This is a genomic window from Fulvimonas yonginensis, from assembly GCF_037137055.1.
Classification (GTDB): domain Bacteria; phylum Pseudomonadota; class Gammaproteobacteria; order Xanthomonadales; family Rhodanobacteraceae; genus Frateuria_A; species Frateuria_A yonginensis.
In genome coordinates this window covers 231,722-249,570 of sequence record NZ_JBBBNY010000001.1, presented here as the reverse complement: position 1 = coordinate 249,570, position 17,849 = coordinate 231,722, and the positions used below count along the sequence as shown (strand labels likewise).

Genomic DNA, 17,849 nt, shown 5'->3' with positions numbered 1-17,849 from the left:
GTTTTTTGATAACGGTGGATATGCGCGCTACAAGAAAATGTATCATCCACACATTCAGGCTGGGATTGGTACTGAATTCACGAGCGCCATATCCTCTTTTGAAAGGCCGAACAAAGCGCTAATGCGAGCCTCAATTTGCCCGCGCAGCGCAACTGCATTGCGCTCATGAAGTGTTTTATGGCGCGGCGTTCGTGCCGCCAAGACAGCATCGTTCGCGTCGATCAATTGACGAACCAGCGTTTCAATCTCGGTGCGCTGCGCCGGCGTCGCCGAAGGGATTGGCAGATGCTCGATGAACTGCTTGCCGTGCGAGTAGTACCCGCCTCGGAAGGAGCTTGTATGCGTCCTGACTATTGCTTCGCTCAGAGGATGATGCAGAACCGCAAGCAAAAAGAAATTACTTTCCGGCACATCGCCCAGCGGGCGGATCAGATAATAAGGGCCATTTCCGCCACCGGTCATGATGATGTTGCTCTCGTCGTAAGCATAGCGGGCTTCGAGCGAGAGAATGGGTAGGATGATCTTCGGACTGTCGAACTTCGTGAGGCTTTGAGAACGGCCGAACTGATAGAACTGCCGCTCATTCGCGGCGCCGCCAACAACGTTGCGGCGTTCCAGCTCGGCTTGCCGCGCTGTCAGATATGCGAAACACATCGGGAAACGCCGCGCCATGTCGGCCGGTTGGATCAGCCTGGCCGTGGTGCGAGCGGCGTGGACGATCTCATAAGGGAAGATCATCCACGCGTTTGCTTTGGCGCGCGTGTAGGGGTAGAGCCTGGCATCATGCAGGCAGGGGCGGAGAACGCCGCGCTCAATCGGCCAATCCCGCCCGTCCCAACGCAGCGTCACTGTGTCGGCCGTCTCGGCCGCCGCGCGGAAAATAAAGATCGGATCGGCGCTGGTCTGGACTCCGACAAAGATTTCCGCCGCATCCTTTAGCTCCCGGCCGCAGGCCGCGCGGACGCGCACGAACAGCGCACGCGTGTCCTCGTCCGCAAACTGCCACGGATCATCCGTCAGTTCGGCTGCCGGCAGCACACTCCGGGAGCCCGGCGTCCCGTAGCGCCACGGTTCGAGAGCCGTGACGCGCTCTACCGTCACTTCGGCCTTTCCCCGCCGATCAAGGATCAGCAGGCAGGTGTAATTCGCTGCCTGTCGCCCGAAGACCTGCTGCACGCCAAAATGCACGACCTCTTCAAGGACGTGGCCGGTCGTTACCAGACGGCGGAGCGCCCGCCCCGCCTGAATCGTCATGAACTTATGGGGGATAATGAAGCCGAGCCGCCCATCCGGCCGGACAAGCGATAGGGATCGCTCGACAAACAGCGCATATTTGTCGAAGTTGTCCTGCCGCGCTGTCGTGTAGGGCGAGGCAGCGTTCTGATAGAAAGCAGCCTCTTCCGGGGAATACGCCTGCATGTTCTGAATACGGATATAGGGCGGATTCCCCACGATCACGTCGAACCCGCCCCGTGCCATTTCGGCAGGGAACTCATCGGCCCACGAGAACGGATTGACCTTTTCCAGCAGGCGGGCCGGCAGCACGCCCCGCGTGGCTGCCCATTCCGCTTGACTGACGAGGCTGTTACCGGCGCGTAGCGTTCCTTCCAGGTCTGGGAGGGCTGGCGTGCCAGCGCGTTCGACATAATCACGCAGACCGGCCGCACCTTCGTCCTCAATCAGCTTTAGAAGGAGGCTGAAGCGGGCGACCTCGACGGCATTGGCATCGATGTCAACGCCCCTCACATGGGCCAGCAGAATGCGTCGCTTCTCTTGAAAGGTGAGCCGCCACAACCCTGCTCCGGCTTCGTAGATCGTCCGGCCGGCCTGCGCCGCGAGATCGTTGACCTGATACCACGCAAGATAATGGTCGGTCAGCAACTCAAACACCGACAATAGGAAGATGCCGGAGCCACAGCAAATGTCGGCAACCGTAAATCCAGCCAGATCGGTCGGAGCCTTGCCGGTGAGGCATGGACCAAGCGTGCGCTGCACGATAGCATCAACGATATACCTGGGCGTCGGCACGACACCGCCGCTTTCCCGAACTTCTGGCTTGCTGACGATCTGGATCGCACCGGTAGCGTTGATCGTAATGATCTCGCCCAGGAATTGCTCGTAGATTTCGCCGAGCACTTCGGTTTCGACGACGGCGAATGTGTATGGACTATGCGGGTAATACAGCTCACTGATTATTCCGCTCAGCACATCGTCGCTAATACGGACACCAAGCCGGGCGTCGTCCAGAAGCCGGAATAGGCCAGAATCATAGAAGTCGTCTGCCCGACGCAATTCCGCCATCAAAGCATTGAAGCTATCGTCACCAGCGAGGCCGCGCAAGGTTTCATAGCGTTCAATATCTCTGTCCTCGCAGATGCGAAGGAAGACAATCCGCAGCAGGAAAAGCTGAACCGTATAAGTCAGCTCTTCGGGAGAAAGCCCAGGTGTGTTCCTGTGAATGTCCTGCGCCAAACGCTCACGCCAAGAGCGCACTTGGCTCAAGAAAAAATCATCAAACTGTTCTGCCCCGTGGCGTGTTACATCGACCGAGAAAAGGCGGTCGAAATCGCCCGAGTAGACTGCCTCGCGTGATAGCAGCGGCCACAACTCGTCAAAGCGGGCCTCGAACTCGTCAAAACGGACCAGGAGGAGACGGGCAACATGCGCTTCATCGGTCAAGTCAGGCAAAGGCTGACAGTCATAAACCGCGAGCTGATGAAAATTGGTCAGGATAGCGATAGGCAGGCTGGCGGAATACCCGTAGCGTCGCGTCTGGAAGGCCGCATCCTTGCTGCGGTCGATACGGACGCTCGGCTTCTTGGCTTCAACAAACAGCTTTCGTTGGCGAGCAAGACGCAGCTCATAGTCTGGCTTCTTGGAGAGCCGCTCTTCACCTACCTCAACGGTGGCTTCTTCTATGACTTCTCGGAGGCTAAGCGGTAGGCCGGCGTCATTGTAGACATCCCATCCAAATGCAGCGAGTAGCGGCGTAATGAAGTCCGTGCGCGCTTGTGTCTCATTATAAGCGGTTTGGAGATAGTCCTTTTCGTTGCGCCTGAAGTTCTGAACCAACTCGCCAACCCGAGCGCGGGCAGCAGCCTTGGCGCTCGTGTTGTTCATATTGCATCGCCCCGCGACACCTTCTGGGACATGCGCTTACGCGAATTCCTGCGATCGCGCATCTTTATCCATACGCTTTTAAGCAATTTGCAATCGGATGCTGATAGACCCATATGCTCGCGAAGAATTACCCGAGCGTTCTCTTCCAATACTTTATCCAGGTAGCCAGTCCGAACAAGTTGATCTACTTCGACCAGTGGCATCGCTCCGTTTAGCGTGGCTGGCATTAACAGCCTTTCGGCTTCGGTTGGTTCCAGTTCGAGAACGCCACCGCCGTAGCTACGGCCTTCGATCTCGGCAGAAGCGGCGGTAAGCCACGTATAAGTGTTGGCAATGATTCGCTCCGGGCTCGCACCTTTACTGCGAAGACGATGGATCGTATCTGTGGAAGTTGCGCCCGAAGCGTTTAGCACCATGCGAGGAAAATCATAGATCTGCCGGAAAGCAAAGCCATCCGGCACCCACACGGATGGGACTAAGTACCAAGGCTTGCGAATCGAACACTTGTAGCCTTTGTGAAATTCCTTACGCTCGCCGTCTTCAATGTAGCGGCGCAGTTTGGCCGATAACTTGCCAGCCTGCGCGTCGTTAATAGTCAGCAGATGGACACGGTCTCCAGCCGCCGCTAGGGTTTTCCAGTCCGCCTTGCCAATTTTGCTTCCCTGCAGTTGCGCTGATCGGGAGACAAGAGGTGTCGTATGCCCTTCGAGTCCCAGAGCAGAGACTTGTTCGGCCGATAAAACAAAAAACTCGTTTTTGCCCGTGACCACACCAACGTCAATGCTCGCATGGGTGGACATGGGCGTGGTTATCTCAGCTTCTCGCAGCGCACGCATGAAGGAGATTTGCCGGTTATCGAGGAAGTATTTCAGCCACTTCTCGCTATCATGGCGAATAGTCTTAGCCTCTGCCCGCCCAAGCAATAGGGTAGGCGCGCTGCCCGTAATGTCGGAAACGGTTTTCGCTTCGGTGAGAGCCACGCGGCATTCGTTGCCCGCCGATGCCGAAGCCAGCGCCCCGTCCGCCAGTAACAGAACAACCTCCTGTTCGGCTTTTTCAAAGAACAGCTCATTGCACGCAACCACGTCGATTCGCGCAAAATGATCGGTCAGGTAGGATCGAAGTTGTGCCGCATACGTGACTTGGAGAATTTCCGCTGGCAGCACAAGCGCCAAACGACCGCCTGGTTTCAGGCTGGCCGTTGCCGCCACAACGAACGGAACCCAAATGTTTGTCAAGCGATTAGGTGCTAATCCTTGCTCTCCCATGATCGACATGGCGCGAGTACGGTGCGGTTCTGGAAACGACTGATAACGAATGAAGGGCGGATTGCCAATGATCGCATCAAAGGCTGGTTGATTGGACGCCTGCCACCAAGCAAAGAAGTCCGAGTTGCAGACAATCTTCTCGGCTGACTTGCCAAGTTCAGTCCGCAGCCGCTCGGTGGCCAGCCGGGCTTCGGCCGGAATGATCTCCACCCCGATGAGATGGCGCGCAATTTTAGCCGGAGTTGCTCCAAGCGCCCGTAGACGACGCGCAGCAGCTTCGAGAAATGCACCATCACCGCAACTTGGCTCAAGCACAGCGTCTCCAGCCGATTGGATCGCCCAGCCACAGAGCCACTCAGCTACCTCCGAAGAGGTGTAATAACCACCGCGCAGCTTGTCTATATCAAGATCGGCAAAGCGACCACGCTGACTGACGCTTGCGTGAGCGCCCCCAATCGTAATGGTGCTTGAATTGATGCGTTTCATTGCCATTCCTTCCCCACGTGAAGCAGCGGCCATTGATCGGCGACATATTTCTCGGCCGCGTCGCGGATGACCCAAGCGACCGACACTTTCTTTTGCTTGGCGATGCCTTGTAGGGTTTCGCAAAGTTCCGGGGGAAGACTTACCGTCACGCGCATTGCACGCGGTTTCCCGGTCGGCTTGCGTCCTCGTTTCGCGGGCATGGTTAGCCCTCAGAATTAGTTGCATCACTTTACATCACATCACATCACGTTGCCAATATGCGGGACGCCAAGACTAGAGGGAGGTTGGCTCACAGATTGAGACGATCGCTGGTTCTTCGGTCGCTGGCGACGTGAGAATTTTGCCGCCATAGGCATCTCTAACTGCGAGGGGCTTAGCTGGGGTTGCGTGAGCAGTCGACCAGGCAAGTTTGAGCGATGCGTAACAGCGCGAACATGGGTGTCTCCGTAGTGTCGCGTAGGGAAATTCCGAGCGGTGGGTCAGGTACGTCAGATGCTGTCGCGCGTGCATCTCAAGGGCCTGCAGTGGCAGGGACGGCGCTTCGACGTCGACGTCGGTGCAACGCAGACCCGCGTGACGCTCACCCGCGGTTCCGCCACCGCCGCTGCGCACCCCGGCTGGCCACGCGACGCTCGTCCCCGCCAGCCCGCTCACCCTCGCGACGCGGCGCATCCCGGCGGGTTGAGTGCTCAGTGCGACGCCGGCGCCGGGCGCCCGTCGGCCGAAGGACCGGCTACCGCAAAGCCCACGCTGGTCCAGGCGCCGTCCGGCGAGAGCGCGGTGAGCGCATGGCTGCCCGTGCGATCGAGGGTCAGACTGATGCTGCCCTCGCCCTGCGTGCTGCCCTGCAGGCGGCCGTCGAGCAGCCACTGCACGGCGCCCTGCGCGCCGAGCGCGCGCACCGATACGCGCAGGGGTTCGCCGCTGTTCGGCGCCTGGCGCAGCAGGCTGCCCTCGCGCAGGCCATCGATGCGGATGGGCACGGCCACTGCCAGCGCGTCGGGCGCGCAACCCGGCGCCAGCGCAGGCAAGGCGGAGGCGGTGCGGTCGGCGGCATCGAGCCAGGGCGTGACGAGCGCCGGCCAGCGCGCCAGCGTGAGGTGGCGCTCGTGCGTGGCATGGCAGCCGGCGCTCAGGCGGCGGCCCCTTTCATCCACGCGCAGCGCGATGCGGCCGCTCATCCAGGCACCGGGATCGCGCTCGGCGAAGGTGGGCGGCAGCGCACCGTCGAGACTCCAGGCGGTGCGGCGATGCCGGCACAGGCTGGCCTCGGTGGTCGCGGCGGGTTCGCCCAGCGGCCAGCAGATGTCGATGGCGCGCACGCTGGCCGGACGCGGCGCATGCACGCCGCCGCGCGCGGGCAGCATGTCGGCCAGCTGGAACAACAGCGGCAGCGCGGTGATCGCGCCGTACTGGCCGGGCGAGGGCGTGCCGTCGGGACGACCCACCCACACACCCAGGGTCCAGCGGTCGGTGACGCCAATCGCCCAGGCGTCGCGGTAGCCGTAGCTGGTGCCGGTCTTCCAGGCGACCGTGGCATGGCGGTCGACGGTGCCTTCCAGCGGCGCGCCTTCGACGTCGGCCGGGTTGCTGGCGAGCATGTCGCGGACGATCCAGGCGGCGCCGGGCGAGAGCAGGCGGCGCGGGCGCATGGGCTGCTGCGGCATGTAGCGCGGCATGCCGGCGAGGCCGCCGTTGGCGAATGCGCTGTAGCCGCCGACGAGGTCCTCCAGCGTGGTCGCCGCGCCGCCGAGGATGATCGAGAGGTTGGGACGTGCGCCGTCGGGCAGCTGCAGGTCGATGCCGCCGCTGGCCAGCCGCGCCGCGAACCGGTTGGGGCCGACGCGGTCGAGCACGTCCACCGCTGGCACGTTGAGCGAGCGCTGCAGCGCCTGGCTCACGCTGACCGGACCGCTGAAGGCCTCGTCGAAGTTGCCTGGGTGGTAGCCGCCGAAGTCCTGCGGTGCGTCCACCAGCAGGCTTTCCGAGGTGACCAGGCCATCGTCCAGCGCCAGCCCGTAGAGGAAGGGCTTGAGCGTGGAACCAGGCGAGCGCGGCGCACGCACCATGTCGATGTGGCCGGCCCGCTCGGGGTCGGCGAACGCCCCGGTGCCGATGTAGACGCGCGTCTCCAGCGTGGCGTTCTCCACCGCGAGCACGGCCACCGAGCTGCGCGGCGGCAGCCGGGCGAGGTAGGCGGCGACGTGGTCCTCCGCGGCGCGCTGCAGGTCGGCGTCGATGGTGGTTACGATGCGGCGCGCGCGCGGCTGCTGCCGGTGCAGGCGTTCGGCGAGCAGGGCGGCGGTGAGCGGCGCGCGCAGCGAGCGTGCGACCACCGGCTCGATCGCTGCCTCGCGTACCTGGGCGGCGGTCCACACGCCTTCGTCACGCAGGCGGCGCAGGACCTTGTCGCGGGCGGCGCGGGCCGCGTCCGGATGACGGTCGGGGCGCAGCCGGCTGGGCGCCTGCGGCAGCACCGCGAGCAGGGCCGCTTCGGCGCGGGAAAGGCGGCTCGCGCTCTTGCCAAGGTATGCCCACGAGGCGGCCTCGACGCCCTCGATGGTGCCACCGAAAGGCGCGCGCTCCAGGTAGAGCTCGAGAATCTGCGTCTTGTCGAGGTGCGCTTCCAGTTGCAGCGCACGGAAGACCTGCCTGAGCTTGCCGCCGAACGTATGCGGGATCGGCTCGATGATGCGCGCCACCTGCATGGTCAGCGTGGAGCCGCCCGATACCACGTGGCCGTGCAGCGCACCCTGCACCGCGCCACGCAGCAGCGCATAGGGATTCACGCCGGGGTGGCGATGGAACCAGCGGTCCTCGTAGGCGAGCAGGGCCTGGCGGTAGAGCGGCGAGACCCGGGCCGCCGTGGTGGGGTAGCGCCACACGCCGTCGCCGTCGGCGAAGGCGCGCAGCGGCGTGCCGTCGCGGGCGAGCACGACCGTGCTGCCGGTGTCATGCGCCGGCAGCGGCAAGGGAAACAGGCGATCGAGGACGAAGGCGACGAGCAGGAGCGCGACGACGGCGAGTACCGTGGCGCGCAGCCGGCGCCTCGGGCGGGATCGGTGGGGTGTCGTTGAGGTATCGGTCATGGCAGGCTGCCCTTCGACTTCGGCCTGCGCTCAGGGCGAGCGGCTGGGTGTACCGTTCGCGCTGAGCGTCGTCCGCGAGCGGGCGGAGCCGAAGCGCCGCGGCGCCTCGCCCCCCTCGATCTACGGCTCCACCACCGTGATCCTCGCCGGCACCGGCTTGCCGATCCCCCGCAGCGCCGGTCGGTACATGTCCTCCGCCAGCGGCGGCGGCACCGTGTACGTGCCGGGCGTGACCGCCCGCACCAGGTAGAACACGTGCGCGGCATCGCCGCGGCGCAGGTGCAGCGCCGCCGCGTAGCGGTCGTCGCGGTACTCCTCGTGCACCAGGTCGGCGGCGCCGGTGTGCTGGTCCACGTCGATCCCGTCGATGACGACGCCCTCCCACTGCTGCGCACCGCCCAGGTTGAGGTTTTCCACTTCCAGGCCGCCGGGCAGCAGGTCGGTGACCAGCGCGTCGGGCATGTCGGTGCGCGCCTCGATCGTGAGTTCGGCGATCAACGTGTCGCCTTCCTTCAGCGTGTCGCCGTCCCAGGGCTTGCCGTCGGTGGTGAAGTAGCTGCGGCGCACGTCGATCTGGCTGGCGTCGGCGACCGGCGGCTGCTGCGGGATGCCGGCCAGGTCCAGCGTGGCGAACACGGTGCCCTGGCCGGCCGGCTGCACGCCGACGCCTCCTTTCAACTCGGCGAGCGTGAGCTCCCGCGTCCACAGGCGCTTGTCGGTCGGCGCGGGCTCGCTCTTGCCGTCGATGGCCAGGGTGACCGCCAGCGGCGCGCCGTTGCCGGCGTCGAAGGCGCGCGCCACGCGGGCGATCGCCACCTGCTCCTGGGTGGAGAGGTAGGACCATGACCAGTGGTAGTACGGCACCTCCTGCTTGTCGGCATGGTTGCGCGCGGTGGCGTTGCGCGCCCAGTCGATCAGCTTGGCATCGTAGGCGGGTCTGCTCAGCCCGAAGCGGTGGGTGAGCGCCACCATCAGCGCCAGGTCGCGCAGGTCCGAGCCGTAGTCGCCCACGTACCAGGGCCGCTCCTTGTCCCAGGCGAAGGCCGCGTCGATGGCCTTCTGCGCGCGCTCGTTGTCGCCCATCAGCTTGAGCGCGATGCCGAGGTGCACCAGCGGCAGCGGACCGACCAGCTTGCCGCGGTCGTTGTCGAAGATCGCGCGCAGGGTGCCCAGCGGTGCGCGGTTGACGCGGGCCAGCACGAAGCCGGAATAGGCCTCGTCGGCGATCCGCAGGTGGTCGTGTTGCTCGTAGCCGTAATACGGATGGCCGCCGGCGAGCAGGTCGTCGCTGAGGCGCTGCAGCGACTTCTGCAGCACCGCCTGCGGCACGGCGAAGCCTTCCTCGCGCGCGTCGAGCATGAAGTCGACCACGTAGGGCGTCATGAAGGTCTCGATCGGGCTGGTGCCGCCCCAGAAGCTGAAGTGGCCGTTGCTGGCCTGGAACGAAGCGATGCGCGCGAGCGCGCCGTCTACCGCGGCGCGGCGCACAGCCTCGTCGGCCGACAGGCCGAGCGCCTTGGCGGTGGCCGGGTCCAGGATCAGCGCGGCGTAGCCTTTGCTGGTGGTCTGCTCGATGCAGCCGTAGGGATAGTCGAGCAGGTGGCGCAGCGCCGAGCCGTAGGGCAGCGGCGGCAGCGTGCTCAGCGTGAGTTGCGCGCGCACGGTAGGCGCGAGCAGGCCAGCGGCCGCACTGGCGTCCAGGTGCGCCGGCTTGCCGGCTTCGATCGCCAGCGGCATCGTCGTCTGCCGCTCGGGCCAGGCCGGGCGCACGGCGAACTCGAAGTGGCGGTCGACGCTGAAGTCGTTGAGCGTGGCGTGGATGTCGAGCCCGGCCACCGCCGCGCCCGCGGCCGCCGTGACCGGCAGGGTCAGCGTGGTGCCGGCGCCGTCCTTGAGTGCCACCTCGCGGGTGGCGTCGGCGATGCTGATCGGGCCGGTGCCCCTGACCACCACCTTCGCCGTGCCGTCGTGGCCGGAGAGATTCTTGAGGTCCAGACTGATGCGGGCCTTGTCGCCGGCGGCCATCACGCGCGGCGTGCTCGGCTCCACCACCAGCGGCGCGCGCACGGTGATCGCGCCCTCGGCGTTGCCGAAGCGGTCGGCACTCCAGGCCAGCGCCGCCAGGCGCAGGCTGCCGTTGAAGTCGGGTACCTGCACGCGCAGCGTGGCCTTGCCCTGCGCGTCGAATGCGACCGGCGCGGCGAACAGGTCGACGATCTGCACCTTGGGGTCGAGCCGCGCTGCGTGCGGCAGCGCCGGGCCGCTCAGGTCGCCGCCGTAGCGCAGCTTGGCCTCGGCGCCGTCCATCGCCTCGATGATGCGGCTGTAGAGGTCGTAGGCGTCGACGCCGAGCGCGCGCCTGGCGAACATCCAGGCCCAGGCATCGGGCACCGGGTAGTCGGTGATGCTGATGACGCCCTGGTCGACCGCCGACAGGGTGACGTAGGCGCGCGTATTCGCCAGGCCCTTGCCCTGCACGGTCACCTCCAGCGGAAGGCCCGGGCGCATCATCGCCGGCGCGCTGAGCGTGAGCGGGATGCGCCGGTCGTTGCGTTCCATCGCGACGTGCTCGATGCCGAGCGCGCGCGCCGGCGTGGTGTGCTCGTCGGCCTCGCCACCGCGGAACACCAGCGCGGAGACGTAGACGTCGTGGCGCTCCCACTCCTTGGTCACCGGGATCTCGAACGTGCTGCCGGCCTTGGCCTCGATGTCGCGCACGTAGAGCAGATGGTCGGACTCGACCAGCAGCATGCCCGGGCCCTCGTGCGGCGGCGTCACCGTCACCTTCATGGTGTCGCCGGCGCGGTAGCGGGCCTTGTCCAGTTGCAGCTTGACCTTGTCCGGCCGCGCCTCCTTGCCGAGGTTCTCGTCCTCCCAGCTCCAGCCGGCGAAGAACGGGAACACGGTGGTCAGCTTCGTCTGCGGGTCGTAGACCTCCAGCCGGTAGCCGCCCCACTCCACCGGGAACTCCACGTGCGCGCGCTGGCCGGCGGCGAGGTCGATGTCCTTTTCCTCGATCAGCTGCAGTTGCTGGTGCGCGTCGGACGTCCAGCCGTCGCCGTGCTCGTACAGCCAGTAGAAGTCGCGCAGCTCGCGCTGCAGCCGCACCTTCAGGTGCTGGCCCGCGACCAGCCTGCCGTCGACGTCGGCGCGCAGGATCTCGAACGCGGCCTGGCCTTCGCTCTGCGCACCCTGCTTGGGGTCGAACAGCGGGCGGACGCCGACCAGCTGCGGCGCCGGCCAGTACACGCGCTTGAGCAGCCGCGTGACCGCACGGCCGCCGCTTTCGTAGACGCTGCCCGAGAGCGTCGCGGCCAGCGGCGCGACCGGCCTGACGTCATCCGGCAGCGCGATGGCCTGCGTCAGCCGGCCCTGCGCGTCGAGCTTGGCGTCCACCACGTCCTTGGCGCTCTTGGGCAGATCGAGCGTGGGATCGCCGAAGAACGTGTCCTTGAGGCGGTCCAGCGGATGCACCTCCGGCGCCACCAGCAGCTTGGCGGTGAAGCGGTTGCCGCCGGCGGGCGCGCCGTAGAGGTAGCTCGACCGCACCTGGAGCTGCAACGGCTCGTCCGGCCCCAGGCGTGCCTGCGGGCTGCCCAGCTCGAGCCTGAGCCGCTCGGGCAGGAATTCCTCGACGTGGAACGGGAAGGCTTCCACCGCATCCTTGGCCGCCGGGTCGAGGCGGAACTCCAGTTGCCACAGGCCGGTAGGTGCATCGGCCGGGATCGCCTGGGCGAGCGCGTAGTAGTCGAGATCCGAGGGTTCCAGCCGTTGGTCGGCGAGCGCGCGGCCGTCGGGCTGCTTGAGCCGGACGAACAGCGATTGCGACTTCATCGGCTTGCCGTCGTAGTCGCGAAGCAGCGCCGACACGCGCAACGTTTCGCCCGGCCGGTACAGGTCGCGGCCGGACCAGGCGTAGACCTCGAACGGCGCCTGCCTGCGGCCGGTCACCTCGAAGTTGGAGATGTCCAAGGCCGGCCGGTTGAACGGCAGCACGGAGACGTCGTCGCCGCGGCGGGCGATCAGCACGTCGGACGGATCCAGCTTGTAGGCGAGGAGCGCGTTGCCGTCGCCGTCGGTGCTGGCCTTGAGCCTGGGCCGGCCGTCGGGCCCGTCGATCTCCACCGTCACGCCGTCCACCGGCGAACCGTCGCGCAGCGAGGCCACGTGCAGCAGCGCATTGTCCTGGTACACGCGCAGGTGCAGCCCCAGGTCGCTGACGAAGAAGATTGCGGTGTCGTAGGAGCCCTTGAAGGTTCCGCCCGGCTTGACCACCGCCATGTACACGCCCGGCCGTTGCAGCTCGCGGATGCGCTGCACCGGAAGGTAGGTGACGGTGCGCTCGTTGTCGTCACCGCCCAGGGTGTAGTGGTTGGCGTAGACCGAGTCGGCCATGTCGGTGATCGGGCGCTTGACGCGGTTGCCGTGGTCGCAGGTGTCCCAGCTGTTGGTCTCGTGGTCGAGCTCGTAGTTGTCGCGGCGCTTGTTGGCCGGGTAGGCGCAGTAGAGGTCGGACAGCGCGTCGTCGCGGACACGGAAGAACTCCACGTCGGCATCGTGCACGTTGACCGAGACCAGCGGCAGGCCGCGGCTGCCGCGCGCCGGCAGCACGCTGCCGTGCGAGGCGAAGCCGACCGCCGGCGGCACGCTGCCGGAGTAGATGTCGCGCTTGAGCGGGTGCCCGAGGGTGCGCCCGTCGGCGGCGAGCAGGCCGGCGCGCAGCAGCACGGCGTAGTGGGTGTTCGGCTGCACGAAGGGGAAGCGCAGCGTCCTGCCGTCGTCGTCCAGGCTCCAGCTGCCGCTCACCGGCTCGCCGTTGGCGCCGGTGATCGCGAGCTGGCGGTCGAACGGCTGCGCCGCCGCCAACGGTGCGTTGAAGCGCAGCACCAGCGCGGTGCGCGTGTCACGCAGGTCGGCGCCGGCGGACGCCAGCGCGAAGCCGGCGGTGGCGGCCGGCGCCGGCGCGGCCGATGCGCTGCCCGGCGGCGCGCCCTGCAGTACCGGCCCCGCCTGCGGGTGACGGTTGCAGCCGGCCAGCGCGGCCAGCGCCAGGAAAGCCAGACACGACACGACCCGGCGCGGCGCGCGCGCCACCGACGACTGCCACATGACCTTCCCCTTTCCTTGAGATGCGGCGCATTATGGCCGGCTTTCGTGGCGCGCCACAGGCAGGCGGGAGCCCTGCCGATGGCGGCTCAGGGCAGGCGGCGAGCACCTGTGCCGTGTCCGTCGCGGTGGCGAACTCGCCGTGCAGGTCGCTCAGCGCCGCGGCGTGATCCTCCTCCGCCGGGCGCAGGCGCCCGTCCAACGCGGCCCGCGCGAAGGTGGCGGCGGCGGCGACCAGGCAGGTGGCGCTACGGCGGCGCCTGGCCGCGGCGGCGGCGCTTGGCGTCCAGCATCAGCAGGTCCGCCTCGCGGTAGGTCTCGCCCAGGTTGCGGCCGGGCCCGCGCCAGCTGTAGCCGAGCGTGGCGGCCACGCCGGCCGCGCGCAGCGCCTCCTCCACGCGCGCGGCCTGGCGCGCGAGCTCCAGCGGGCCGACGTCCAGCACCAGCACCACGAACTCGTCGCCGCCCAGCCGGGCCACCACGTCGACGGCCCGCACGCAGTCCGCCAGTGCGCGGGCGGTGCGCTCGATCAGAGCGTCGCCCGCGCTGTGGCCCTGGCTGTCGTTGGTCTGCTTGAGCCGGTCCAGGTCGATCACCACGACGCCTGCGGTGGTGTGCTCGTCGCGGCAGCGCTGCTCTTCCAGGGTCAGCAGCTCGCGCCAGCCGCGGCGGTTGAAGACGCCGGTCATCGAGTCGGTCATCGCCTCCAGCTCCGCGCGTTCGGCGCGGCGCCGGGTTTCCTTCAGCGCCACGTCGTGGCGCCACAGCGTGGCGAGCATCCGCGCGCACAGCTGCACGACCGGCAGCCAGCGTTCGACGTCGACCGGCACCGGATTCGGATCGATCGCGCAGAGCGTGCCGATGGTGCCGTGATCGAGCCGCACCGCCACGCCCAGGTAGGCGCCGATGCCCCGCTCGACGATCGGCGCGGCGGCGTACGGCGGATGGGTGCTGACGTCGGGAACCACGCACGGCCCACCGCTCACCATGCGCGAGCAGATCGAATCCTGCCAGGCCAGCGCGTCACCGCTGCGCAGGCCGTAGCAGTCGTCGGCCGCGGCGAGGATCAGCCAGTCCTCGCTTTCCACCCGGGTGAAGTACCAGGCGCCGAAGCCGATGCACCGGTGCAACATGGCCAGACATGCCTGGGCCGCTTCGCGGAAGCCGGTGAACGGCGGCAGCGGCTGTTGTTGGTCGATGGTCTCGGTGCTGCCCATGACGGCGACCCACCATGCAGGAGCCTGGCACGGCAACGATACTCGCGCCGCGTGTCCCCGCGATACTGCGCATCCTCACCAGGGCACCAGCAGCGGCTCGCGGGTCAGCACGTCCGCCAGCGCCAGCGCGATCATCACGGCGAGCCAGGCGAAACCCGCGCTGGCGACGATGCGCAGCAGGGCGTTGTCGGTCTTCAGGCGCATGAAGATGGTGAGCACCAGCAGCGCCTTGGCTGTCGCGATGCCCAGGTTGGCGACGATGTTGAAGGGACCCAGCCGCAGCAGCGCGCTGCCTGCGCTCAGGCCCAGCAGCGCCAGCAGGGCCGCCAGGGTCCACAGGTTGCCGGCCAGCGAGGGCGGCCGAGGGCCGCTGCGATGGGTGCGCCGGGGATGGCTGGCGCGCGCGTTCATGCGGCCCTCCCGACCAGGTAGACCAGCGGATAGACGAAGATCCACACGATGTCGACCAGGTGCCAGTACAGCGCGGTCAGCTCCAGCGGCGTGTGGTAGTCCTGGTCGAACGCGTGGTGCCAGGTCCGCCAGGCCATCACCAGCAGCACCGCCACGCCGATGGCGACGTGCAGGCTGTGGAAACCGGTGATGAAGTAGTAGAGGCAGTAGAAGATCGCCATGCCCCGGGCATGCACGCCCTGCTGCGTGTAGTGGATGGCCGGGATCAACCCTTCCTCGTATTCGGCGGCGTATTCGAAGCCGTGCATCACCAGGAAGGCGATGCCCAGCGCCGCGGTGAATCCCAGCAGGGCGGTCGCCATGCGCCGCCCACCCAGCTGCACCTCGCGCACGGCGAGCGCCACGGCGCAGCTGCTGGTCAGCAGCACGGCGGTCTCCAGCGTGCCCAGCAGCATGTCGGTGCGCCGGCTGCCCGTGGCGAATGCGTCAGGGAACAGCACGCGGCAGTAGGTGTAACCGGCGAACAGCACGCCGAAGAACAGGATCTCGGTGGCCAGGAAGACCCACATGCCGAGCGTGGCCGCCTCGCGCTGCTGCACGGGATCGTCGAACTGCACTGGAACCGGGCGGGTGCGGGCGTTCATCGGCGGTAGGCGTAAGGGCCTTCGTGGACCTCGGGGGGCCGGTCGAAGTTGCGCGGCGGCGGCGGTGATGTGGTCTGCCACTCCAGGCCGGTCGCCTGCCACGGGTTCGGTCCGGCGTGCGGGCCGTAGCGCAGCGACCACAGCAGGTAGGACAGCGGCAGCAGGTAGGACACCGCCAGGATCGTCGCCCCCGCCGAAGACAGCACGTTCCATACCTGGAACTGCGGCAGGTACTCGTGGTAGCGCCGCGGCATGCCCTCGTAGCCCAGGATGTACTGCGGGAAGAAGGTGAGGTTGAAGCCGAAGAACATCAGGATCGCGGCGAAGCGGGCCCAGGCTTCCGAGTACAGGCGCCCGGTGATCTTGGGCCACCAGAAGTGGACGCCGCCCAGGTAGGCCATCACCGAGCCGCCGACCATGATGTAGTGGAAGTGCGCGACCACGAAGTAGGTGTCGGTGAGGTTCACATCCAGCGCGGTGGCGGCCAGGAACAGGCCGGTGAGGCCGCCGAGCATGAACAGTCCGACGAAGCCGAGCGCATAGAGCATCGGGGCGTCGAAGCCGATGTCGCCCTTGTACAGGGTGGCGGTCCAGTTGAAGACCTTGATCGCCGAGGGCACCGCGATGATGAACGAGAGGATGGAGAACACCAGGCTGGCGTACATCGACTGGCCCGCCACGAACATGTGGTGGCCCCAGACCAGGAAGCCGACCACCGCGATACCGACGATCGCGTAGACCATGAAGCGGTAGCCGAAGATGCGCCGGCGCGCGCCGTTGGTGATCAGTTCGCTGACCACGCCCATCGCCGGCAGGATCATGATGTACACGGCCGGGTGCGAGTAGAACCAGAAGAAGTGCTGGAACAGCAGCGGGTCGCCGCCCAGCGCGGGGTCGAAGATGCCGATGCCGAACAGCCGCTCCAGCCCGATCAGCGCCAGTGTCATCGCCAGCACCGGCGTGGCCAGCACCATCACCAGGCTCACCGCGTACATCGCCCACACGAACAGCGGCAGGCGGAACCAGGTCATGCCCTGCGCGCGCATGGTGTGCACGGTGACGATGAAGTTGACGCCGGTGAGGATCGACGAGAAGCCCACCACGAACACGCCCACCACGGCCAGCAGCACGTGCGAGTTGGAGAACATGGTCGAGAACGGCGTGTAGAAGGTCCAGCCGGTATCCACGCCGCCGAGCAGCAGGCAGACCAGGGTGAACAGGCCGCCGGCCATGTACAGGTACCAGCTGAACAGGTTCAGGCGCGGGAAGGCCACGTCGCGCGCGCCGATCATCAGCGGCAGCAGGAAGTTGCCCAGCGTGGCAGGGATGGAGGGGATCAGGAAGAACCACACCATCACCACGCCGTGGAAGGTGAAGGCCTTGTTGTAGGTTTCCGCGCTCATCAGGTCGCCCGCCGGCGTCACCAGCTCCCAGCGGAGCAGCGCGGCGGCGAGCCCGCCCAGGAAGAAGAAGAAGGTGATCGCGATCCCGTACAGCACCGCGATGCGCTTGTGGTCGTGCGTCAGCAGCCACGAGCGCAGACCGAAGCCTTCCTCCAGGTAGCTGTGCAACGGCAATTCAACGGTGCTCATCGGCGTCCTCCGCCGGTCGGGTGCGGGTCTTCAGGTAGGCCACCAGGGCCAGCACGTCCTCTTCGCCGATACGGCCCTCGAAGCTGGGCATGATCGGCGCGTAGCCGGCGGCGATCTGCTTCTTCGGCAGCAGGATGGAATCGTGCAGGTAGCGTTCGTCGGCGAGCACCTGCGCGCCGTCGGCCAGCGGCACGGTGCGGCCGTACAGGCCGTAGAGATCGGGTGCGTGCACGCCGGAGCGCGGATCGTGGCAGCCGCTGCAGCCGAGCTGGCGGAACAGGGCGGCGCCCTGCGCAGCCAGGCCGGTGCCCTGGTGCGCGTGCAGCCAGCGTGCGTAGTCGGCCGGCGGCATGGCGATCACGCGCCCGCGCATGCGCGAGTGGTCGGTGCCGCAGAACTCGGCGCAGAAAAGGTCGTAGCTACCCGCCTGGGTGGCGGTGAACCACAGCTGCGTGTAGCGGTCCGGCAGCACGTCCTGCTTCACGCGGAAGGCCGGCACGTAGAAGCTGTGGATCACGTCCCGCGAGGTCATCACAAGGCGGACGGGCTGGCCCACCGGCACGTGCAGCTGGTCGATCTCGCGCTGGCCGCCGGGATGCTGCACCTTCCACATCCACTGCTTGGCCACCACGTAGACGGGCGCCGCGTCGCGCGGCGGCACGCGCAACTGGATCCACAGGTGCATGCTCCAGCCGAAGATGCCCATGAACAGGGCGAACGGGACCAGCGTCCAGGTCAGCTCCACGCCCAGGTGCTGGCGTGGCGGCGTGCGCACGGCCTCGCTGCCGCGGCGGTACTTCACGCAGAAGACGATCATCACCGCGAACACGCCGACCACCACGACGGCGCAGAGCAGCAGCAGCGTATCGAACAGGTGGTCGACCTTGGGCGCCAGGGTGGAGGCCTGCGGCAGCAT

The 17,849-nt window shown here is 66.8% G+C and carries 10 protein-coding genes; all 10 read right to left on the bottom strand.

The features are described from left to right. Nucleotides 1-54 precede the first annotated feature (54 nt). Nucleotides 55-3,120 (bottom strand): Eco57I restriction-modification methylase domain-containing protein, encoded by a 3,066-nt coding sequence (locus tag WAT24_RS01055; RefSeq protein ID WP_336805954.1) that lies wholly within the window; start codon nt 3,118-3,120, stop codon nt 55-57. Next, complete coding sequence (locus tag WAT24_RS01050) at nt 3,117-4,874, bottom strand: N-6 DNA methylase (RefSeq protein WP_336805953.1); 1,758 nt, start codon at nt 4,872-4,874, stop codon at nt 3,117-3,119. The genes WAT24_RS01055 and WAT24_RS01050 overlap by 4 nt, the downstream gene beginning before the upstream one ends. Further along, nucleotides 4,871-5,074, bottom strand: coding sequence for a ribbon-helix-helix domain-containing protein (locus tag WAT24_RS01045; protein WP_336805952.1), 204 nt, complete (start codon nt 5,072-5,074; stop codon nt 4,871-4,873). Before WAT24_RS01045 ends, WAT24_RS01050 begins: the two co-directional genes overlap by 4 nt. A gap of 489 nt (nt 5,075-5,563) precedes the next feature. Continuing rightward, nucleotides 5,564-7,963, bottom strand: a complete 2,400-nt coding sequence (gene pbpC / locus WAT24_RS01040; protein ID WP_336805951.1) for a penicillin-binding protein 1C — start codon at nt 7,961-7,963, stop codon at nt 5,564-5,566. A gap of 120 nt (nt 7,964-8,083) precedes the next feature. Continuing rightward, complete coding sequence (locus tag WAT24_RS01035) at nt 8,084-13,072, bottom strand: alpha-2-macroglobulin family protein (protein ID WP_336805950.1); 4,989 nt, start codon at nt 13,070-13,072, stop codon at nt 8,084-8,086. A gap of 245 nt (nt 13,073-13,317) precedes the next feature. Next, nucleotides 13,318-14,286, bottom strand: a complete 969-nt coding sequence (locus WAT24_RS01030; RefSeq protein ID WP_336805949.1) for a sensor domain-containing diguanylate cyclase — start codon at nt 14,284-14,286, stop codon at nt 13,318-13,320. Nucleotides 14,287-14,361: 75 nt separating this feature from the next. Next, the gene (locus WAT24_RS01025) at nt 14,362-14,697 is read right to left on the bottom strand and encodes a cytochrome C oxidase subunit IV family protein (protein WP_336805948.1); all 336 of its coding nucleotides are present in this window, start codon (nt 14,695-14,697) and stop codon (nt 14,362-14,364) included. Next, nucleotides 14,694-15,341 carry a cytochrome c oxidase subunit 3 family protein gene (locus WAT24_RS01020; RefSeq protein ID WP_336805947.1) on the bottom strand — a complete coding sequence of 216 codons (648 nt, stop codon included), beginning with the start codon at nt 15,339-15,341 and terminating at the stop codon, nt 14,694-14,696. Before WAT24_RS01020 ends, WAT24_RS01025 begins: the two co-directional genes overlap by 4 nt. Then, entirely contained in the window at nt 15,338-16,933 is a 1,596-nt protein-coding gene (gene ctaD / locus WAT24_RS01015; RefSeq protein WP_336805946.1) for a cytochrome c oxidase subunit I, read from the bottom strand. Before ctaD ends, WAT24_RS01020 begins: the two co-directional genes overlap by 4 nt. Next, nucleotides 16,920-17,849: a cytochrome c oxidase subunit II gene (gene coxB / locus WAT24_RS01010; protein ID WP_336806363.1), complete on the bottom strand. Its 930-nt coding sequence runs from the start codon at nt 17,847-17,849 to the stop codon at nt 16,920-16,922. The genes ctaD and coxB overlap by 14 nt, the downstream gene beginning before the upstream one ends.